18 protein-coding genes are annotated in these 18,063 nt (G+C 38.8%); 6 read left to right on the top strand and 12 right to left on the bottom strand.

Going from position 1 to position 18,063, the window contains the following annotated elements; all coding sequences use genetic code 11:
- Positions 1-112: 112 nt before the first annotated feature.
- From PI20285_RS01495 to PI20285_RS01480, 4 genes are all read right to left on the bottom strand, one after another.
- Positions 113-970 carry a DUF6681 family protein gene (locus tag PI20285_RS01495; RefSeq protein ID WP_057774127.1) on the bottom strand — a complete coding sequence of 286 codons (858 nt, stop codon included), beginning with the start codon at positions 968-970 and terminating at the stop codon, positions 113-115.
- Positions 971-989: 19 nt separating this feature from the next.
- Positions 990-1,457, bottom strand: coding sequence for a hypothetical protein (locus tag PI20285_RS01490; protein ID WP_057774130.1), 468 nt, complete (start codon positions 1,455-1,457; stop codon positions 990-992).
- 166 nt (positions 1,458-1,623) lie between these two features.
- The gene (locus tag PI20285_RS01485) at positions 1,624-2,061 is read right to left on the bottom strand and encodes a Fur family transcriptional regulator (RefSeq protein WP_057774132.1); all 438 of its coding nucleotides are present in this window, start codon (positions 2,059-2,061) and stop codon (positions 1,624-1,626) included.
- Positions 2,062-2,137: 76 nt separating this feature from the next.
- Entirely contained in the window at positions 2,138-2,707 is a 570-nt protein-coding gene (locus PI20285_RS01480; protein WP_057774134.1) for a nucleoside/nucleotide kinase family protein, read from the bottom strand.
- A 254-nt stretch (positions 2,708-2,961) separates the two neighbouring features.
- Between PI20285_RS01480 and PI20285_RS01475 the strand changes: the two genes are divergently transcribed.
- On the top strand, positions 2,962-3,141 hold the full coding sequence (locus PI20285_RS01475; protein WP_046871436.1) for a hypothetical protein: 180 nt from the start codon (positions 2,962-2,964) through the stop codon (positions 3,139-3,141).
- A 53-nt stretch (positions 3,142-3,194) separates the two neighbouring features.
- Here the strand turns inward: PI20285_RS01475 and PI20285_RS01470 are convergent, their stop codons facing one another.
- Together PI20285_RS01470 and PI20285_RS01465 are read right to left on the bottom strand one after the other, a co-directional pair.
- On the bottom strand, positions 3,195-3,746 hold the full coding sequence (locus PI20285_RS01470) for an ECF transporter S component (RefSeq protein WP_057774136.1): 552 nt from the start codon (positions 3,744-3,746) through the stop codon (positions 3,195-3,197).
- A gap of 4 nt (positions 3,747-3,750) precedes the next feature.
- Positions 3,751-4,569 carry a PfkB family carbohydrate kinase gene (locus PI20285_RS01465; protein WP_158694966.1) on the bottom strand — a complete coding sequence of 273 codons (819 nt, stop codon included), beginning with the start codon at positions 4,567-4,569 and terminating at the stop codon, positions 3,751-3,753.
- 431 nt (positions 4,570-5,000) lie between these two features.
- Here PI20285_RS01465 and PI20285_RS01460 point away from each other — a divergent pair, with 431 nt between their 5' ends.
- Together PI20285_RS01460 and PI20285_RS01455 are read left to right on the top strand one after the other, a co-directional pair.
- The gene (locus PI20285_RS01460) at positions 5,001-6,404 is read left to right on the top strand and encodes an APC family permease (RefSeq protein ID WP_057774140.1); all 1,404 of its coding nucleotides are present in this window, start codon (positions 5,001-5,003) and stop codon (positions 6,402-6,404) included.
- A gap of 96 nt (positions 6,405-6,500) precedes the next feature.
- Entirely contained in the window at positions 6,501-8,939 is a 2,439-nt protein-coding gene (locus tag PI20285_RS01455; protein ID WP_057774142.1) for a Xaa-Pro dipeptidyl-peptidase, read from the top strand.
- A 39-nt stretch (positions 8,940-8,978) separates the two neighbouring features.
- Here the strand turns inward: PI20285_RS01455 and PI20285_RS01450 are convergent, their stop codons facing one another.
- Complete coding sequence (locus tag PI20285_RS01450; RefSeq protein WP_158694965.1) at positions 8,979-9,857, bottom strand: biotin--[acetyl-CoA-carboxylase] ligase; 879 nt, start codon at positions 9,855-9,857, stop codon at positions 8,979-8,981.
- Between the two features lie 87 nt (positions 9,858-9,944).
- Here PI20285_RS01450 and PI20285_RS01445 point away from each other — a divergent pair, with 87 nt between their 5' ends.
- Positions 9,945-10,499, top strand: coding sequence for a DUF2179 domain-containing protein (locus PI20285_RS01445; protein ID WP_057774146.1), 555 nt, complete (start codon positions 9,945-9,947; stop codon positions 10,497-10,499).
- Between the two features lie 53 nt (positions 10,500-10,552).
- Positions 10,553-11,461, top strand: a complete 909-nt coding sequence (locus tag PI20285_RS01440; RefSeq protein WP_057774147.1) for a proline-specific peptidase family protein — start codon at positions 10,553-10,555, stop codon at positions 11,459-11,461.
- A 220-nt stretch (positions 11,462-11,681) separates the two neighbouring features.
- Here PI20285_RS01440 and PI20285_RS01435 read toward each other — a convergent pair whose 3' ends face one another.
- The 5 genes from PI20285_RS01435 to PI20285_RS01415 all read right to left on the bottom strand — a co-directional run bounded on the left by PI20285_RS01435 (position 11,682) and on the right by PI20285_RS01415 (position 17,524).
- Entirely contained in the window at positions 11,682-12,971 is a 1,290-nt protein-coding gene (locus PI20285_RS01435; RefSeq protein ID WP_245080612.1) for an ISL3 family transposase, read from the bottom strand.
- A gap of 134 nt (positions 12,972-13,105) precedes the next feature.
- Complete coding sequence (locus PI20285_RS01430; protein ID WP_245080610.1) at positions 13,106-14,395, bottom strand: ISL3 family transposase; 1,290 nt, start codon at positions 14,393-14,395, stop codon at positions 13,106-13,108.
- Positions 14,396-14,561: 166 nt separating this feature from the next.
- Positions 14,562-15,410, bottom strand: a complete 849-nt coding sequence (locus PI20285_RS01425; protein ID WP_245080607.1) for an IS3 family transposase — start codon at positions 15,408-15,410, stop codon at positions 14,562-14,564.
- Positions 15,411-15,430: 20 nt separating this feature from the next.
- A complete protein-coding gene (locus PI20285_RS01420; RefSeq protein ID WP_063698689.1) occupies positions 15,431-15,916 on the bottom strand; it encodes a helix-turn-helix domain-containing protein in 486 nt (161 codons plus the stop codon).
- Between the two features lie 60 nt (positions 15,917-15,976).
- Entirely contained in the window at positions 15,977-17,524 is a 1,548-nt protein-coding gene (locus PI20285_RS01415; protein ID WP_057775261.1) for an ABC-F family ATP-binding cassette domain-containing protein, read from the bottom strand.
- 139 nt (positions 17,525-17,663) lie between these two features.
- Here PI20285_RS01415 and PI20285_RS01410 point away from each other — a divergent pair, with 139 nt between their 5' ends.
- Positions 17,664-18,041 (top strand): VOC family protein, encoded by a 378-nt coding sequence (locus PI20285_RS01410; protein ID WP_057775264.1) that lies wholly within the window; start codon positions 17,664-17,666, stop codon positions 18,039-18,041.
- Positions 18,042-18,063: the final 22 nt, after the last annotated feature.

Genomic DNA, 18,063 nt, shown 5'->3' with positions numbered 1-18,063 from the left:
ATTAATGTTCATTATCTATTATATCAATTTTAAGGTACAAAAAAGAGCCTGTCAAAAATTTAATAATTTTGATAGGCTTTTTCTCATTCTTATACATTTATAATTCATGCTTTTAATACGATTTTCTTCTTACTTGGGTAGTTTCATCTTCCCTTTTTTTGTACGCCATTTGAATTTTTGCTTGATAAGGTGCTTCTTCAGTCATCAAACTGGAACGCCCGGCAAATTTTCGCTGTCCACCAATCAAAACGGCCTGTGCCAAATATAACTCATATTGTTTTTTGGCGCTAAAGTAATCTGATAGGCCAACACTAGCTACTTTACCAATTCGCACTAAGCTCATCTGATTCATCCCAGCGTACACATTAGCCTCACCATCTTCTTCACGAAGTTCAAAATATGGAAAAGGCATCCCTTGACCAATGGCATTCATTTCCGTTTCGTTAGATTCCTGCAAATGATTTAAAATTTCATCATCGCTAAGGCCTTCATAGTCTGCCATCGCAAAATTATTTTGAATCATTTGTTCTGCAAGTTGCTGAATATTGTGTAGATCGCTCTGATTAGATTTGATTGTGGCTGGTAAAATTGAATTTTTCTCAAAAATTCCGGTGGAGGGCACAATTGCTGTTCGACCTCGGTTTGCCCGGTTACGCAGATTTTCGTTTTCGATTGCTTCTCGTGGCTTTCCGCCTAATATTTTTTCGATTTTGGGCGAAATATCAAACGGCGCCTTTTTAGTGGTGAAATAATAATAAATATTCATAATCAAAAAGTAGAGAAAAATAATAAAAACCGCAATAAATCCAAGGCCCCGGAGCCAGCGACCATTTTCGAAGAAGCGATATGCCAGATATAACATGTAAAAGTTACCGACAAAACCAACAATGGTATAAATGCGATTTTTTAGTTTTAGATTAACGTTAATATAACCTAAGTAATGGTTAATCATATCAATAATTGAAAACAAGTCTGATCACTCCTCCCTTTTAGTCACCCGTATCATTTTGAGTCGTTGTCGCCGTGCTACTTGATGAGCTAGCCGCTTTTGTAGTTGCCGAACTCGCTGCGCTAGACGAAGCCGAAGTTGCACTTGAACTATTGGTTGTCGGAGCAGTTGAAGAACTACTACTGGAGTAGACACTACTGCTTGCGGCCGACGAGGACCCACTATTTTGTGCAGAACTGGACGAGCTATTAGAATCAGAAGACGAACTTGAGCTATCGTCGCTCGAGCTGCTATCTTCTTTTTTACTACTATCATCAGAGCTCTTCTTTTTTGAAGCAGAACTACTTGAGTCTGAATCAGAAGTTTTATTAACTGTTTGTGTTGTTCTTGCGGATCCACCATCCGTCGTGCCCGTAACCTTGTTGACCACAACGTTTGTGGCACTCAAAGCAATTAGAATACTTACAATGGCAAACGGCGTAATAAAAGGTGGTGTTCGATAGACCATAACATTTCTCCTTCACGGTTATTTCTTAGTTACTTAAATTTTAACAAACCAAACGGTATTTGCATCTCAAAACTTAAAAAACATAGTAATTCTTTAAAACTATTATTTGAATATTAAAGACATTAAAAATGCCGTACAAATTATCAGAACGGCAAATTTAATCTTATTAGGCTTGCTGCTTTTTTGCACAGTTGGCACATAGTCCGTATAACTCAAAGCGATGCCCTGAAATCTGATAGCCCGGTAATTGGCGTTCAAAGAAATCAAGTGGACACATCTCCACTTCTTCTACCTTGCCACAATTCGTACAGATAAAGTGGTGATGATGTTGTTGAGTGACGTCACACTGATACTTTACTTGGGCATGCTCACCTTGAATAATTTGCTCTACCAAGCCGATGGATTCAAATTCTTTTAAGTTACGATAAACGGTGTTATGACTCATTTTAGGATAATGGGTCCGCATTTGTTCATCTACTTGAGTGACATCAATATATTTGTTTTCATGTTGCGTCATAATCTGAATTAAGGTTTGACGTTGTTGCGTGATTTTTAAATTATTTTGTTTTAGTACTTCAATTGCAGCGGTTAACTTGGTATCCATTTTTAACTCCTCTAATCCTAAATAGTAATAATTACTCTTTATAAAAGTTTAGCATACCTAAGCCAAACTTGATAGATTATTGATTGGCCACAACTTTTTGTAAATTCTGAACAATCTCGTCAATTTGTTTGCGGGCATCTTCCCATTGATCATTTAAAATCACGTGTGCCTTACCTCGAAGCGCTGTCGGCAACTGAAGATCACGCTGATATTCTTCACTCGCGAGCCTTTTTTCAACCATTTCGGCATCATCCCCGCGTTCATGGAGGCGTTTGGCCAAACTTTTATGATTTGAAACTGTCATGTACAAAACGACCACTTGTGCGCCAAGTTTTTCTACATAGGTCACAGCACCTTTGGTATCTAACACGATACTGGCAAGCGCATTTCGTTTCCAGCCCCGCTCTAATCCTTCATACGAAGAACCATAATGATACCCTGCATAAACCACATTTTCAAGATAATGATTATCGAAAAAACTTTTATCCGTTTCAAAATAATAGTCTTTTCCAGAAATTTCATCCTTGCGCGCAGGTCTTGTTGTGTGAGTGATGACTTGCGGGATCCGATAATAAGTTTTTAAGTAGTCACTAACAGTTGTTTTACCAGTCCCCGTGGCACCAGTAATGACAATGATTTTATTCATCAATTTTCCACTCCATAGTTATTTCATTTGTCTTTTATTGTAACATGCTGTAGAATAAAAAAATAAAGTTAGATGTAAGCGATTTCTAAAGTTTTCTGAAATCTTTTCAACTTAATAAAATAAATGTGTCAAAAAGCTGCTTCTATCCGATTAGCTTAGATAATCAAACGATTCCCAATTAGGATCATTTGACTATCTAAGCTTCTCTGACCGCTAAGCCTTTTGCGACACTAAAACAAAGGAGGGTCAACATTATGACCTTTGAAAAATATAGCCACAACTGGTTCAGCATTGCTCTTGATACGGAAAAACAAGTTTTTATCGCCAATGACAAAGCTGACCCAACATTTGAAGCGACTGGAATCACCATTGAATCAGCTGTTCAAAACTTAAAAACGATTATGGCCATTCAAGGTAATCTACAGGATGCCTAACCAAATAAATAAGGGGTCAGAGAAATTTTATCATTTCTCTGATCCCTATTTATTTAACCTAATCCTGAGCGTTTTAAGATATTTTTTAATGGATAATAAAGAATCATCACTAGTACAAACGTGGTAATCGAATTAACGATGGTCGCGGGTTCGCTGGCAATCGCCCCAACAACTGCCGCATGTAATTGCATCCCTTCATACGCAACCCCTTCAATCACTGAGTTCCCAAATGAAGTAAAAATTTTCGTGAATCCAGCTACAAATGCGACAAGGACAATATGCCATTTTTTTGTATCATCACGCCGCAAAAGTCGGAACACCAAGGTGACAACTGCCGCCACAATAATCACTTCAATGATTGTGAGATAGGCCGTACTTGCATATCCATGGGTGACATCAAACAGTCCCAACCCAATTGCCCCTGCTAACGATCCGTATCCGAAACCTAAAAACATAATTGCTAAAGCGGTCAAGGCATTGCCAAAGTGGACAAATGGCCGGCCAATCATGGCAGGAATTGGAATTTGAAATACTGAAATACCAATAAAAATAATTGCAGCAAATAACGCCGTAACGATAATTTTTCTTAATTGATTGTTATGCATAACGTTAACTCCCCTTGTATGCTAATATTTTTGAAAAAACAGTTTGTAACCGAACTCCCATTCGTGGGTCTCGTGAAATTTGTTTGATTGTATCAGCTACTGCTTCACTTGTCCATTGATTGGCAAGGGTTAAAGCAGTCTCAAATGATTCTTGATTTAAAAGAAATTCAAATACCAAACTCGAGAAAAGATCTCCAGTACCAAAATAATCTCCGGAAACTTTTTGGGAAGAAACATATTTAACTTGTTGGTCACTCATAAATACCATGCCAATTTGGTTATCTCGTTCAATTCCAGTGATGGCAACTTTAGAGAGACCCGTTTTTTTTGAAAGCTCGGCAAGAATTATAGCCAATTCTGATTTAGTGACATGCTCAGGTACTTTCCGATTCAAAATCAAGCAAGCTTCTGTAAAATTCGGCAGAAACACTTGAACATGCTTACACAACTGCAAATAGTTCTCCACAACTACCGCAGTCATCCCTGTGTACAACTTTCCATGATCGGCAAATGCGGGATCTAAAACCACCAGATTAGGCTGATCCGCCTTTAACAAGTTGTTTACTTCATGATAGACTTTTTGATTATTACCTAGATATCCAATTAAAACATTTTTAAAACGAACATCGGCTGTTTGCCAATGGTGACGAAATTCTGGGATTGCTGTTTCCATGGATACTGAGGCAGGTTGCCCAAAACCACCGGTGTGTGTGGACAAAAGGATTGAAGGCAAAATGGCTGGCTGTTCCCCGAATACAGTTACGACTGGCGTGGCAATACTCATAGAAACTGATCCAACTGTAGATAAGTCTTCGATTAACAATGCTTCATTTGCCGTAATGACCGCCACCTTTGCTCAGATTTTAATTTTTTTCATTATACCATGAAGACGAATAGCTAATGGTAGATGTTGTTTTGGTGGTCTGCAATCACTGTTAATGTTTCTGCTAGGCAGTAGGACAACTCCACAAGTCAGCAATGAATATATAAGTAAGGTTCCCACTGCTACGCTTCAGTTGTTGGTTTTCGGAACGAAAACCTTTTATGCTTCGGTCGTTGTCGATTCTTGTGGCAAAGTTCGGCCGCAATAACTCGCAGCGGGATGCGATCCCGCTTCCACCTCACTTATATATTCATTGCTTAACGACTTGTTACGTTCACTTTTATTTTTTCTCATTGACTTTTAATATTTTTCTGGATATAGTCTAATAAACTGGTTACAGTTTGAGTCACTACATTTAGGGAGTGTTGTTTATGTCATTACGCGGACGAATTTTCCGCAAAGAAAGTCGTGATCGTTACATTGAGCGCGACAACCGTTTCGAAAAAACCATGAACGGTTGGGATTTAATTGCCCTTGGAATTGGTGCCGTCATTGGTACCGGAATCTTTATTTTACCTGGAACCGTCGCCGCAACCAAAGCTGGTCCTGCCATTATTCTTTCCTTCGTGGTTGCTGCCATTGTTTGTTCTGTCGCTGCCATGTGTTACGCTGAATTTTCTTCCGCGTTGCCCGTTGCCGGTAGCGCCTATTCTTATGGGAACGTCGTGTTTGGTGAAATCGTCGGTTGGATTTTAGGTTGGGCCCTCATTTTAGAGTATGTCCTGGCCGTCGCGGCGGTTTCCACCGGTTGGTCGGCCTACTTTAGTTCATTTATATCAGGATTTGGCCTTCATATTCCTCAAGCCTTGTCTGGCCCATTTGATCCTGCCCATGGGACTTACATAAATATTGTGGCCATCATAATCGTTTGTATCATTGCGTTATTTCTATCGAAAGGATTGAAATCATCCCTTCGAATTAACAACATCATGGTCATCGTCAAACTTGTGATTATCGTGCTATTTTTACTAATTGGCGCATTTTACGTCAAGCCAAGTAATTGGCATCCCTTTATGCCCTTTGGTGTTAAAGGGATGTTCCAAGGCGCTTCTACCGTTTTCTTTGCTTATCTTGGGTTCGATGCCGTTTCTTCTTCGGCAGCCGAAGTAAAAGATCCAGATCACAACATGCCATTTGGAATTATCGGGACTTTGATTATCGCAACCGTCCTGTACATTGGCGTTTCAATCGTATTGACTGGGATGATTCCATTCACCAAATTAAACGTCGCAGATCCCGTGGCCTTTGCTTTACAAGCTGTTAATCAAAACTGGCTAGCTGGTCTTTTATCTTTAGGCGCATTAGCCGGGATGACCACCATGATGGTGACAATGATCTTTAGTAGCTCCCGATTAGTTTATTCCACTGGTCGTGATGGCTTATTGCCAAAAACATTGGGCAAAGTTAGTGCTAATCATTCGCCACTCCATGCCATGACGGTTGTCACAATTGTCATTGCCATTTTGGGTGGTCTAGTTCCTTTGGACCAATTAACTAACCTTGTTAACATTGGTACACTAATTGCGTTTGCCGTTGTATCCTTTGGAATTATTCCCCTTCGGAAACGAAAAGATATCCCTAATCATGGATTTAAAGTCCCATTTTATCCAGTATTACCAATCATTTCGGGATTCTTATGTATCTTCTTAATGACCACTTTATCTAAGGAAACCTGGATTGCGTCTCTATTGTGGTTTGCATTTGGTCTACTAATTTACTTTACTTACGGAATTCATCACAGCCAACTGGCACAAAAAGATAACGAAAAAAAGTAAATTAGATCATTAAAAATTAATTAGTTAAATTACCTCCGAATAGTTGCAGAATGGCGTATAATTGGTGCCATACAACTTTTCGGAGGTTTTTATATTATGAAAAATAACCAATTTGCAATTGAACCTGTCGATAGAACAACCGAACTTAAAGAGTTACGAGCGACCCACTTTATCGATGACTCAATTGATCAATTAGATGATCCAATCGCAGTTTGGCAAGAGCTTTTACACAAAACAGTCCTTGAAGCAAAAAGCCAAACCGTCTTCAAACAAAAATTGAATAATTATTTAGCTACCCCAGAAATGACCTTGGGAGACTTTTTAGACTCCCAACAGGCACTTACCAATGACATTTTTTATCGTGTGGCTATGCAGCTTCTTGAATTCGATGTAGATATCGATTTTAAGCTTGATAACCCCATTGAAGCCATGAAACAAATTAAGCTCCCCATCGTTGGTGAGCCAATCAAAACCAAGTCTGACTTACTGCATGCCTGGTATCTATTGCTTTGTACCCATACGAAAAAGGGCCAGACTTACTTAGACAAGTTAGCACAGGCCGGCTATTTTGTATCTTTCTATGCAACAACCACTAAACCTTTATTTTTCAACGGCAAGGCCCAAGCTGTTTTTGATCCTCACCAATTAATTCGTGACGTTGTTTATGTGGAGGCGCCGCTAGACACCGATGAGGATGGCAAACGAGATCTATTGAAGGTCGAAATCCTTCGGGCTAAACAAACCGCAGATGACTATCGTGCACCAGTTTTATATACGGCTAGTCCTTACAATCAAGGTATTAACGACGAAGCTGGCAGTGCAGCTATGCATAATGTTGACGTACCTTTAGAACCTAAAGAACCCAATCAACTCACTTACGCAGACGTCCATTATCAAGAGACACCAAAGAAGTTACCTGCTAAACGCAAAATTGCTGGTGAACAACAAGAAGCCGACGAAACCTTTGCGATGGAATCGCCTTATACTTTAAATGATTATTTCCTAACCCGCGGATTTGCCGTTGTTTATGCAGCTGGAATTGGAACTAAAGATTCTGACGGAATTCGGGACACAGGGGCCGTTTCCGAAACAGTTTCAACCATTGCCGTTATTGAATGGCTCGCTGGAAATCGGACGGCTTTCACTAACAAAACTGATAATATTGAAATCAAAGCTTCTTGGTCTAACGGTAAGATTGCGATGACCGGCCGCTCTTATTTAGGTACTTTAGCTGTCGCAGCTGCCACAACCGGCGTGGATGGACTAAAGACAGTCGTGTCTGAAGCAGCAATTTCAAGTTGGTACGACTATTATCGTGATGGCGGTTTAGTTGCCGCGCCCGATACTTTCCAGGGTGAAGACATGGATGTCCTCGCTACGGAAGTATTTAGCCGGATGCAAAAGCCTGGTGACTATTTAAAGATCAAGGACTTCTTTGATCAAGTTTTACAAACCATGACCAAAGATCAGGATCGTCAAACTGGGAATTACAGTCACTACTGGGACGAACGTAATTATGTCAACAATGTTAAAAACATTAAAGCTGATATGATTATGGTGCATGGTTTAAATGACTGGAATGTTAAGCCACGTAACGTTGGTAATTTATGGAACGCCTTAAGAGATGCCCCAATCACTAAAAAGTTGATTCTGCATCAAGGTCAACACATTTACGTCAATGGATTTCGTTCCCTCGATTTCACTGACATGATGAATCTTTGGTTTAGTCATGAACTCTTTGGTTTAGATAATCATGCAGAAGATTTATTACCTGATGTGCTAATTCAAGATAACGTGCAGCCTGAAACATGGACTAGCTATGAAGATTGGCAAGCACCAACTGATCAAAAACAGGTTTTCAATTTTGAAGCCAAAGAGTTGGTTCCAGAAACCGTTCCAGTTCGGACTGCCGCAGCTTCGTTTAGCGATCATCTTGATCCTGAAGTATTCGACTTCTATAAAAAACATTTAAATGTCTGGGAACGTGATTTACTAACCACAAACCATGACACAAAAGGTGAAAATCAATTGCGTGATAATCGCTTGATCTTCAAAACCAGTCGCTACGATCATGACACTTATATTGATGGGTGTGCACAACTCAAAATTCGTGTAGCCGTCAACGAACCATTTGGAATGCTGAGTTTTCAGTTGGTTGATTACGGCGATGCCAAACGCCTCACCGTAAGCCCAACGATTCTAGCAGGAAAATCATTGAGTGGTGCTTATGATTGGCGTCGTGATAATCTCCGCGAGTTCACCTTGCAAAAAGAGGCCACCCCTTGGAAGATGATTACCAAGGGCCATATTAATTTGCAAAATCGTCATAATGCTTATCAAGTAGATGAACTGAAGGCAAATGATTTTTATGATTTGACCGTCGATTTACAACCCACTTTTTACCATTTGTTAGCTGGTCACCAGCTTGGCTTAGTCGTTTATGCAACTGATTTTGCAACAACTGTTCGTGGTAACCAAGAATTACAATATTCATTACAAATTAATCAATGCAAAATAACTTTACCAATCAAATAAATAAAAAGGCGTCCGGAAAATTAATTTCCGAACGCTTTTTTAATTGGATTTAGTTGGACTTACGTGAATAATTTCGCCACTTGAGATGACTAGCCTTTGTTGTGTGGTTTGTAAAATTAGTCTTCCTTGGTCATCAATCGTTTCAACGACGCCAACAACGGTCTTATTTTGAAACTGAACTTGAACTTGCTGGCCAATTACAGATGATAGCTGCCGATACTTCGACATAAAATCTGCGTTTTGATAAGTTTTTAGGTGGTTTAAAAAGTTATTCACAAAATCAGCCAAAAAGTCCGTTTGGTCCTTAGCCTCCGCTTGATCACTTAAAGAGGTCGCAATTTGTTGAATCTCTGCTGGAAAAGATTGGGTATATAAATTTACACCAATCCCGATCACCACTCCTGCTAATTGATTGGTTATCGGATCAGTGATTGCCTCAGCCAGAATTCCGCCCACTTTTCGCTTATTTAAAATCAAATCATTTACCCATTTGATCTGCAACTGAACCGAAAAATGTTTTTGAATCGCTTCTGCACTGGCCACCGCAGTCATTGTTGTCAATAATCCCGGATTAAATGTCTTCCCCACCACTGGAATTAAAAAACTAATGTATAAGCCACTGTCTTCAGGTGAATAAAAATCACGTTTTAATCGTCCATATCCTGCTGTTTGATGATTCGCAATAAAAATTTGCGGCTGGGTTATGCGTTCAAGTTGCCGACCCACTCGTTTGGCCTCTGAGTTAGTCGAATCAATCTGATCAAAGATGTGAAAGTCAATATTAAATCCCGCTGCGATACTTTTTTGTTGAAGTTTTTTAAAATTAAATTTGATTGCGAAAACTTCCTCTACTTTTTTCTTAATCTTATCAATTGATTGAGATAAGAACAAGCAAACGTCTTTTAGTGATTTTAACAAAAATTCACTTCCAAACACCTTGCATGATTTCCTTGCACTTTGGTATACTTTCCTAATATTCAAATTTCTTGAAAGAAGGCCCGCACCATGAATTACGGACAACTTGCACTTATTTTTACCCTTAGTTTTGCTTACATTACCATGAACACTATCCGAACTCTTTTAGAGATGAAAGGCTATAAACTATGGGCTTCCTTACTTTCGATTGCAGAAATTGTGACCTACGTGGTGGGTTTAAGCTTGGTGTTAAGCAAACTTAATAATGTCTGGAATATTGCTGCTTACGCCCTCGGTTATGGCGCCGGTATTTATTTTGGAACCTGGCTGGAGGACAGACTACGCCTCGGATTATTGAATGTAAATGTCATTCTACCTAAAACGGACGAAAGCAAAAAGTTTGCTGAAAACATCCGTGACGAAGGTTATGGTGTAACTGTCAAAAATGCCCAAGGACGTGAAGGTGCTCGCTTAGAATTTGAAATCTTAACCCCTCGTAAACGAGAACAACATCTCTACAACTTTATCGAGGCCAACAATCCAGACGCTTTTATTATTTCTTATGAACCAAAATTCATTAAGGGTGGCTTTTGGCGCAAAAATTTACGAAAACGGGTTCAAAAACAAAACCGAAACATTGAGTAGTTGCCTTAGTTTTGCTAGAATAAGGGTTAACTAAAACGAAATAGGGTGATCTAGTGAAACAAGGAACAAAGATTTTAACGTTGAACAACGGCTACCATTTGTGGTCACACACAGATGGCGAAGATAGTCAGATTCATTTACTAGCATTGCATGGTGGCCCTGGTGGGAATCATGAATACTGGGAAAATTTCCATGATGAGCTCAAGAAACAAGGCTTAAACGTGCAGGTTCATTATTATGATCAATTAGGATCATGGTATTCTGACCAACCTGATTATTCAGATCCAAAAATTGCTGCTAAATACCTAACTTACGACTACTTCTTGGATGAAGTTGAAGAAGTTCGTCAAAAGTTAGGGATTGACCACTTCTACTTGATTGGTCAATCTTGGGGCGGTGCATTAACCATGCTTTACGCTTTAAAATACGGTAGCCATTTAAAGGGTGCCATCATTTCCAGCATGGTAGATAACATTGATGAATATTTAGAGCACCAAGACGCTATCCGTGATGAAGCTCTTTCTCCTAAAGATGCCCAATTCATGCGCGATTGCGAAAAGAATGGTGATTGGCATAATGAACGTTACCAAGAGCTTGTTGAGGTTTTAAACGAAGGCTACGTCGATCGTAAGCAGCCACCAGCAATTTCTCATTTGGTTGACACAATGGCTGTCCCTGTTTATAACGCTTTCCAAGGTGACAATGAATTTGTTGTTACTGGGAAACTAAAAGAATGGGATATTCGTGATCAAATCCACAAGATTAAAGTCCCAACGTTGTTAACTTTCGGTGAACATGAAACAATGCCACTGAAGTCCGCACAACGAATGGCACAAGCAATTCCAAATTCACGTTTGGTCACAACGCCAAACGGTGGTCACCATCATATGATTGATAATGCCCCTGTTTACTTCAAACATTTGGCAGATTATCTCCGTGATGTCGAAAGTGGCAAATTTTAGAGTGTGAGACAAGGCGGTTAGCTTCTGAGCATAGCCTAGATTGACGAATGGTCCGCACTTGGGACCGTTTGTTAATCGTAGCTAAGCGGAGGAAGCTGCCTTATCGAACACATTTTCGGGTCTCTGTCAAACTGTATTGGTAGAGATTTTTGGGTCTCTGTCAAATCGTATTGGTGGAGATTTTGAACGGCACATTCACTTCGGTGAATGTGCTTTTTGTTTACTCATGAATTAAACTAATCCGGATAAAGAAGTTGTCAATATTTCGAAAACCAAAACAGTTACGCTTTAATGCCTTGATTTTACGATTAAGTCCTTCAATTGGACCGTTGGAAAATGGATAACGACAACTGTTTAGAAGGGCTGAACCATTTTTGATAAACGTGTTGATCGTTATGTCCATTTGATTACTAGTGGGTTGGTAGTTAGTAAGTAAGGATTGGAACGCATTAGCATCCTTTTGGTGTATGGCACTTAAGATACCTTGATAGGTTTGATACACAGATCTAAATCTGGGAAAAGCGTCTAGAGCTAAATCAATGGCGTTTTGTTGCGTCATATACTCGTTAATTCCGCGTAAATAAACAGCCTTAGAATCATTAACTTTTATTTCATCAAGATGAAATAAACGCCATTGAGATTTTAAAATATGATAAATTCGTGAATGCTTATCTTGGATAGTACGAATGGTCTGCGTGCGTTCATTATCTAAGGCACGCCCAGCCAGTTGAATAATATGGAAACGATCGATAATCGTGGCCGCATTGGGAAATAAGCGATGAATGAAGCTGACATATTCAGCATTCATGTCAATCGTCACTGATTGAACTTGGGCACGTTCTTGAACCGAAAAACGAGCTTCAAAGTAGTCAATGATATCTTTACTTAGCCGATCTTTTAAAGTAACAATTCGGCGATGACTAACGGCATCGCAACAATTAAAGGACATACAGTGATTACAGGAACGAAATTCATCAAAGCAAAGATTCTCTGGGAGATGTTTAACACGATAGGCTAAGTGAATATTGGCATTTAGGATTCGTTGAACACTGCTTGGCGAAATTCCACAAAGTTTAGCAATTTCTTTACTCGTCAACATATCGCGTGCCAAAACGATCACTTGATGTTTGATATTATGTGTGAAAGTTTCGTTACGATTAACCAACTTAGTTTTAGCACCACAGGTTTTTGAACAATCTTTACATTGGTATCTTTGACGTTTTAAATGCATTTCGTAACGACCACCGGATAAGGTTCCTAAACGCAGGTGACTCATGTGAGTTCCGTTTTTAATTAAGCTTTTATGGCCACAATGTGGGCACTTTAAAAGTTGATAAGACAAAGTTGCATGGACGACATGAATACGTTGGTTTGTGGAACACCGTTCTTTAGAAATACCAGTGACAATTAAGTTTGGGTCTGTTATTTCGAATAAGCATAAGATAGAATTAGTTAGGGACATCTGAATTTCCTCTTTTCGATTTGTTTTGGCGATTAAATCGTAGCACAAAGAGGACAGATGTCCTTTTTTATTTTTCTGATTTTCAAAACAGACAAAAAACCGGTATTAGTTATTCACCAATACCAGAAAGTGTAGACCCAGATTTTTGAAGGCATGTTCACTTCGGTGAATGTGCTTTTTGTTTACTCATGAATTAAACTGATACGAATGAAGAAGTTATGAATATTTCGAAAACCAAAACAGCTACGCTTTAATACCTTGATTTTACGATTAAGTCCTTCAATAGGACCGTTAGAATACGGATAACGACAACTGTTGAGCACTGCTGAGCCGTTCTTAACGAAGGTTGAAATGGTGACGTCCATTTGATTACCAGCTACTTGGTAGTTGGTAATCAAATTTTTAAATTCCGTGGCATCCTTTTGGTGAATAGCGGTTAGAATGCCTTGATAAGTTTGATACACAGTTTTGAATTCTGGAAATTCATCTAAGGCAAGGTCGATGGCGTTCTGTTGGGTCATATACTCGTTAATGCCTCGTAAATAGATAAGCTTAGTGTCATTGATTTTCTCTTCTGCCAAATGAAATAAACGCCATTGAGATTTAAGGATGCGGTAAATGCGTGAATGCTTATCTTGAAAAGTACGGATAATACATGTACGTTCATTGTCTAGTGCACGACCAGCAAGCTGAATAATGTGGAAACGGTCAATAATCGTGACAGCATTCGGGAATAAACGATGAATAAAGCTAGCATATTCGGCGTTCATATCAATAGTAATTGTTTGAACTTTCGCACGTTCTTGAACTGAATAACGAGCTTCAAAGTAATCAATGATATCCTTACTGAGACGATCTTTGAGGGTCACAATGCGGCGATGACTAACGGCATCGCAACAGTTAAAGGACATTAGATGATTACAGGAACGAAATTCATCGAAACAAAGATTTGGCGGAAGTTGCTTAACACGGTAAGCCAAGTGAATATTTGCATTTAAAATACGTTGAACACTACTTGGTGAAATGCCACAAATTTTAGCGATTTCTTTACTGGTCAGCATGTCACGAGCTAGCACAATGACCTGATGTTTAACATTGTGGGTAAAAGTTTCATTACGTCTAACGAGGTTAGTTTTAGCTCCACAGGTTTTTAAACAATGTTGGCATTGATATCTTTGTCGTCTTAGCTGCATTTCATAACGTCCGCCTGATAAGGTTCCCAACCTTAGATGACTAACGTGGGTACCGTTTTTAATTAGACTTTTATGGCCACAATGGGGACATTTCACAAGCTGATAAGAAAGGTTGGCGTGAACGACATGAATTCGTTGTCCATTCGGGCAACGTTTCTTGGTAACACCAGTTACGGTTATATTTGGGTCTGTCATTTCAAACAAGCTTAAGATAGAATTAGTTAGGGACATCTGTTTTTCCTCTTTTCGATTTTGTTTGGCGATTAAATCGTAGCACAAAGAGGACAGATGTCCTTTTAATTTTCAAAATAAAAACTGGTATCAGTTATTCACCAATACCAGAAAGTGTAGACCCACATTTTCGACAATAAAATCTAAAGATCACAAAAAAGGAACCTGAGATTTTTTCTCAGGTTGAACTGAACCCCATAATTTGGAGTGAATTTTAAGCAACCAACTGGTCGGATAGGTTTCGGTATTGTACCGTAGTTTTTCCGGCCAGTTTTGTTCTAATTCTTTTATTATTATAATAACTAACGTATTCAGTTATGGCTATTCTTAATTCTTCGTAGGAGGAATAGTGGTTATTATGCACCGTTCCAACTTTTAAAATATGGAAACAACTCTCAGCAACCGCATTATCCAGACAAGTCGCTTTGCGACTCATACTCTGCATAATGTGGTTTTTCTTTAGCTTGGAAACATACTGATAATTCTGATATTGAAAACCTTGATCTGAATGAATTGTCATCTTATAAGGTAATTGTGGTTTTGAACGAATTAAATCCATTAAAGGTTTTGTGACAAACGCTACATTAGGGCTAAGACCAATATTCCATGACAATATCTCGTTACTGTAAAGATCAACAAATGAAGTAAAATAAGCACGCTCAGAAATCGAACCAGAACCCCAGCGAACTTCAGTCACATCGGTCACTACTTTTTGATAAGGTCGATCCGTATTGAATCTGCGATTCAGTTTGTTTTTAGCAAGTTTACCAACAGTACCTCGATAAGAATTATATTTTCTAGTTTTTCGATCAAAAGCATGACAAAGCACGTCATTTTGTTTCATGATCTTTAATACCACTTTATGGTTAACAATTTTACCGTTGTTCCTTAATGCATCGGTAACCGTACGATACCCGAAATCTGGATTATCTTGTCTAATTTGAAGAATTTCATCCACTAAGTCCTGGGAATAATTAGTTTTATATTGTCGGTTAAGTGCATCATGATAACTACTACTTGACATACCGACAACTTTTAAAATAAAGCTAAGCACTTCGTTCAAATCACGCCTTAATTCAGCAACTATTTGTGCTTTTTCCTGGTTTTTAATGCTTTCTTTTTCTGAACCAAGGCGTGTAATTTTTCCAAATAAGCTAATTTAACTCTCAATTCACGGTTTTCTTCTTCTAATTCCTTTTTAGACTTTTCATTATTACTATCTGACATGGTATTTGACCGCCTTTGATTAGGATTAAGGCGTCCTTGTTCAAGAGCTCGTTCCCATTGCCAAATTACAGCTGGATGTTTAATTCGAAACTGCTTAGCAGTTATCGGCAAGGATGCATTTTGATCTAAACGCCATTTAATTACTTTCATTTTAAACGAATAATCAAAGTAAGTCTTCTTATGGTTTAAACTTAGACCTTCAACACCGAACTGTTCTAACCTGCGTTTCCATTCATATAAAGTGGCAGAGCCCTTGATACCGTACTTTTTCATGATAATACTTTGCGGCAGGCCACTAGTTAATTCTAAAACTGCATTTATTTTATTTTCCTTTGAGAACATAACAAAACCCCGATAATTTGGATTACTCCAATTATCGGGGTTCAGTTCAGGTTCCTTTTTTTACTTATCAATTCGTAATTTTTCAACGTTCAATTCTTTGTCAATCCAGTCAGTATAAAACCCATCTTCATGACTGACGACAATCAAATTACCCTTAAATCTCTGCAAAGCCTCACTCAAAGCTGATTTCGTTTCGTCGTCCAAATGGTTTGTTGGTTCATCCATAACTAAGAAGTTTGCTTCAACCAATTCCAACAAACAAATTTTAACCTTCGTCTGTTCCCCACCACTTAAAATACTCATCGCCTTTTGGGTATCCGCCGCATTAATGCCACATTTGGCTAACTTTGTGCGGATTGTTCTTGGCTGCATATCTGGATACACATTTTGAATCGTTTGTAGCGGCGTTAATTCAGGCTTTTCCCAAACTAATTCTTGGCTAAAATAATTAACCTTAGCCGAAGGTGAAAATGAAGTCGTACCACTAAGTGCTGGAATTTTTCCCAAGATCGACTTGATCAAGGTAGACTTACCGGCACCGTTAAAACCAGAAAAGGCAATTTTTTCACCAGCCGTCAAACTAAAGGTGACAGGTTCCAGCAATTGTCGTTTGCCATAACCAACTGCTAACTTTTTAACAGTTACGGAATTCTGAGAACCAGTTTCCAAATATGGAAAATCAAAATGCGCACGTAGATTTTCGCTTGGTGGATCCACCCGATCAATATGTGACAACATCTTTTCCCGTGATTTGGCCATCGTCGAATGAGATCCAGCCTTATTCTTGCGAATAAATTTCTCGGCTTTTTCAATCACAACCTGTTGTTTTTCAAAAGCCTTTAGTTGGGCTTCTTTCCGAGCTTCTTTTTGACGCATAGCAGACTTGAAATTACCACGATACTTAATAATTTTGCCAAACGCCACATCACAAATACAATTAGTTACTTCTTGCAAAAAATCATAATCATGAGAAATTACAATAAAAGTACCATCAAAAGTGGTTAAATAGTTCTCTAACCATTCAATGTGCGCCGTATCCAAGTAGTTAGTCGGTTCATCCAAGAGAAGAACATCAGGATTTTGTAAAAGCAATTTTGCCAAAATAATCTTTGACCGTTGTCCCCCACTCATCTCACTCACAATGTTATCTCTACCGATGTCATCTAACCCAAGTCCACTCATTACCCGCGCAATTTCGGTATCAATTTCATAAAAATTCTTAGCTTCCAAAGTTTCTTGAATCCGACCAGCTTTTTCAAGCAGATCGTCGTCTAAGTTCTCTGCATAATCGGCATAATCTTGATCCATACGATCTTTCAACTCAAACAAATGAGCATAGGCTGTTGTTAAAAATTGGTAAAGCGTATCGCCAGCCGGAATATCTGCATATTGATCCAAATAACCATAAGTAACTTTATTCTGCCACTTAATTGATCCCTCATCAGGCAAGATGGCACCAGTTAATATTTTGATTAAGGTACTTTTTCCAGCCCCATTTTGACCAACGATCCCCATATGATCCTGTTTATTGAGGTCAAAATTGGCATCGTCATACAATCTTTTGTCCGCAAATCCATGTGATAAATTTTCAACTGCTAGTATACTCATATTTCTCACTTTCTATCCGTTCGTAAATTACTATCATCAACCGTATCACAAACGGCCAAACAGCGTCAACTACAGCAATTCACAATCAGGAAATATGCTATACTATTGGTAATTAAATTCAGTAAGGAAGTTATCTATTATGAATGTACGTGAAATTGACCACATTGTCTTAACTGTTACCGATATTGAAAAGAGCCTCCGTTTTTATCACGAGGTCTTCGATATGCCAATCATGACCTTTGACGATGATCGGAAGGCAGTTTTATGTGGGAAACAAAAAATTAATTTTCAACTCAGCGATCACCCTCACAATCCGGTCGCATCCGAGCCCACCCCTGGATCAGCAGACTTGTGTATTGTGGTAAAAGACAAGTTACCTGAGGTCATTAATCACCTCAGGAGCTACTACGTTGATATCATTGAAGGCCCAGTTCAAAAAACCGGTGCTCACGGAAAACTGACTTCCGTATACGTCCGCGATCCCGATGGTAACTTGATTGAAATCAGTAACTATTAATTTTCCATTGATACTAAAAACA

The sequence above is a fragment of the Pediococcus inopinatus genome (genome assembly GCF_002982135.1).
Classification (GTDB): Bacteria; Bacillota; Bacilli; order Lactobacillales; family Lactobacillaceae; genus Pediococcus; species Pediococcus inopinatus.
Note: the sequence above shows the minus strand (reverse complement) of the source record. Positions and strands in the feature narration are given on the sequence as shown.

Coding starts and splice junctions, on each gene's coding strand:
- PI20285_RS01410 (WP_057775264.1), top strand. CDS start 17,664: ATGAATGTACGTGAAATTGACCACATTGTCTTAACTGTTACCGATATT.
- PI20285_RS01475 (WP_046871436.1), top strand. CDS start 2,962: ATGACCTTTGAAAAATATAGCCACAACTGGTTCAGCATTGCTCTTGAT.
- PI20285_RS01415 (WP_057775261.1), bottom strand. CDS start 17,524: ATGAGTATACTAGCAGTTGAAAATTTATCACATGGATTTGCGGACAAA.
- PI20285_RS01470 (WP_057774136.1), bottom strand. CDS start 3,746: ATGCATAACAATCAATTAAGAAAAATTATCGTTACGGCGTTATTTGCT.
- PI20285_RS01485 (WP_057774132.1), bottom strand. CDS start 2,061: ATGGATACCAAGTTAACCGCTGCAATTGAAGTACTAAAACAAAATAAT.
- PI20285_RS01460 (WP_057774140.1), top strand. CDS start 5,001: ATGTCATTACGCGGACGAATTTTCCGCAAAGAAAGTCGTGATCGTTAC.
- PI20285_RS01445 (WP_057774146.1), top strand. CDS start 9,945: ATGAATTACGGACAACTTGCACTTATTTTTACCCTTAGTTTTGCTTAC.
- PI20285_RS01420 (WP_063698689.1), bottom strand. CDS start 15,916: ATGTTCTCAAAGGAAAATAAAATAAATGCAGTTTTAGAATTAACTAGT.
- PI20285_RS01490 (WP_057774130.1), bottom strand. CDS start 1,457: ATGGTCTATCGAACACCACCTTTTATTACGCCGTTTGCCATTGTAAGT.
- PI20285_RS01480 (WP_057774134.1), bottom strand. CDS start 2,707: ATGAATAAAATCATTGTCATTACTGGTGCCACGGGGACTGGTAAAACA.
- PI20285_RS01455 (WP_057774142.1), top strand. CDS start 6,501: ATGAAAAATAACCAATTTGCAATTGAACCTGTCGATAGAACAACCGAA.